Annotated in this window: 2 rRNA genes; both read right to left on the minus strand. The window is 47.4% G+C overall.

What is annotated here, in order from left to right:
- Positions 1–5 precede the first annotated feature (5 nt).
- Positions 6–117: ribosomal RNA gene (gene rrf / locus C7475_RS32605) — 5S ribosomal RNA — on the minus strand.
- Positions 118–241: 124 nt separating this feature from the next.
- Positions 242–3,120, minus strand: a 23S ribosomal RNA gene (locus tag C7475_RS32610).
- Between the last annotated feature and the right edge of the window lie 16 nt (positions 3,121–3,136).

Raw genomic sequence — 3,136 nt, forward strand, 5'->3', positions numbered from 1 at the left:
AATAAATATGGCAGCTACCTACTCTCCCGCATGATAGTGCAGTACCATCGGCCATGAGGGGCTTAACTTCTCTGTTCGGAATGGGAAGAGGTGAACACCCTCGGCAAAACCACCATAAGATCTTTACTATGTTAGAATGATCTTCGTCTTTATGAGTCAGCACTATTTCAGCGCATTTCTGACCCTAGACTTGCAATAACTTACATATTGGGAAAGTCGTAATAGTTTCAAACAAAAAATAAAATTAAAGCTTACGGGCAATTAGTACTACTCGGCTTCGATGTTACCACCCTTACACCTGTAGCCTATCAACGTCGTAGTCTCCGACGGCCCTTAAAAGTAAACTCATCTTGAGGTAGGTTTCACGCTTAGATGCTTTCAGCGTTTATCCTTTCCGTACATAGCTACTCAGCACTGCACCTGGCGGCACAACTGATACACCAGCGGTACGTACGACCCGGTCCTCTCGTACTAAGGTCATGTCCTCGCAATTTACTAACGATCACAACAGATAGGGACCGAACTGTCTTGCGACGTTCTGAACCCAGTTCACGTGCCACTTTAATCGGCGAACAGCCGAACCCTTGGGACCTTCTCCAGCCCCAGGATGTGACGAACCGACATCGAGGTGCCAAACCTCCCCGTCGATATGAGCTCTTGGGGGAGATCAGCCTGTTATCCCCGGAGTACCTTTTATCCTTTGAGCGATGGCCCTTCCATGCAGAACCACCGGATCACTTTAGCCAGCTTTCGCTCCTGCTCGGCTTGTCGGCCTCACAGTCAAGCACCCTTTTACTAATGCGCTCTGCGTACGATTACCAACCGTACTGAGGGTACCTTTGCGAGCCTCCGTTACTTTTTAGGAGGCGACCACCCCAGTCAAACTACCCACCAAACAATGTCCCTGTTTCCAGGTTAGACTCTAAACAACAGAAGGTTGGTATTTCAACGTTGACTCCACAACTCCTGGCGAAGCTGCTTCATAGTCTCCCAACTATCCTACACATCTGTTGTTCAAAATCAATGTTAAGTTGTAGTGAAGGTTCACGGGGTCTTTCCGTCCCGTTGCGATTAACCGGCATCTTCACCGATACTACAATTTCACCGAGCTCGTGGTAGAGACAGTGTCCAACTCATTAGACCATTCGTGCAGGTCGGAACTTACCCGACAAGGAATTTCGCTACCTTAGGACCGTTATAGTTACGGCCGCCGTTTACTGGGGCTTCAGTCAGAAGCTTTGGATTGCTCCGAACATCCTTCCTTAACCTTCCAGCACCGGGCAGGTATCAGGCTCTATACGTCATCTTTCGATTTTGCAGGGCCCTGTGTTTTTGTTAAACAGTTGGTTGGACCATTTTACTGAGACTGCATCACTGCAGTACGCCTTATCCCGAAGTTACAGCGTCAATTTGCCTAGTTCCTTTACCACGGATCACTCGAGCGCCTGAGGATACTCTCCTCGACTACCTGTGTCGGTTTACGGTACGGGCTGCTATAACCGAACCTTAGAGGTTTTTCTTGGAAGTCTGATTAGGGACATTATCAGCGCGGCCGAAGCTTTGCTGTACTATCAGGTTCATCACCCCATGCGGATTTTCCTACACAAAGTATAACTACACCCTTTAACGCACTATTCCGTAAGTGCGCAGTCCTTTCACTACTCCGTTACCCCATCGAAATTATAGCAGGTACTGGAATATTCACCAGTTTGCCATCAGCTACGCCTTTCGGCTTTGCCTAAGGACCCGACTAACCCTGATCCGATTAGCGTTGATCAGGAACCCTTAGTCTTACGGCGAATAGGTTTTTCACCTATTTTATCGTTACTTATGCCTACATTTTCTTTTCTAAACGCTCCAGCATACCTCGCGATACACCTTCAATGCAGTTTAGAATGCTCCCCTACCGATATCTACCTAAGTAGAATCCTAAAGCTTCGGTTGTATGTTTGATGCCCGATTATTTTCCGTGCTTAAACCCTCGACCAGTGAGCTGTTACGCACTCTTTAAATGAATGGCTGCTTCCAAGCCAACATCCTGGCTGTTATAGGATTTAAACTTCGTTTGTTCAACTTAACATACGATTAGGGACCTTAGCTGTTAATCTGGGTTATTTCCCTCTCGGCCATGGACCTTAGCGCCCACAGCCTCACTCCCGCAGATATATCATAGCATTCGGAGTTTATTAGGGTTTGGTAGGCGGTGAAGCCCCCTAGCCCAATTAGTAGCTCTACCTCTATGATAACTCTATATACGAGGCTGTTCCTAAAAACATTTCGGGGAGAACGAGCTATCTCTCAGTTTGATTGGCCTTTCACCCCTATCCACAGGTCATCCCATAGCTTTTCAACGCTAATGAGTTCGGTCCTCCAGTTTGTGTTACCAAACCTTCAACCTGCCCATGGATAGATCACAAAGTTTCGCGTCTACCCCTACTGACTATACGCTCTGTTAGAACTCGCTTTCGCTACGGCTCCGTAACTTAAGTACTTAACCTTGCCAGTAAGGAGTAACTCGTAGGCTCATTATGCAAAAGGCACGCCGTCACATATTACTATGCTCCGACCGCTTGTAGGCGCACGGTTTCAGGTACTATTTCACTCTTCTGTTCGAAGTGCTTTTCACCTTTCCCTTACGGTACTGGTTCACTATCGGTCTCTAGGGAGTATTTAGCCTTATCAGATGGTGCTGACAAATTCACACAGGATTCCTCCGGTCCCGCGCTACTCAGGATACTACACGTCCATCAGAATTTATGCCTACAGGACTATCACCTGCTATGGTTCATCTTTCCAGATGATTCAACTTGATCTGACTTTCTAAAAGTAGTCCTATAACCCCGCGACAGCACGCCATCGCGGTTTGGGCTGGTCCCCGTTCGCTCGCCACTACTTAGGGAATCATTAATTTATTTTCTTTTCCTGCAGGTACTTAGATGTTTCAGTTCCCTGCGTTGGCCCCCTTGCGGGTAATACACCTTCAGTGTATTGGGTTGTCCCATTCGGAAATCTACGGATGTAACGATCGTTTGCATCTCCCCGTAGCTTATCGCAGCTTACCACGTCCTTCTTCGCCTCCTAGAGCCTAGGCATCCACCATGCGCCCTTATTCGCTTTAAATATCTTCAAAGCTTTT

This window comes from Chitinophaga sp. S165 (assembly GCF_003182155.1).
Lineage (GTDB): Bacteria > Bacteroidota > Bacteroidia > Chitinophagales > Chitinophagaceae > Chitinophaga.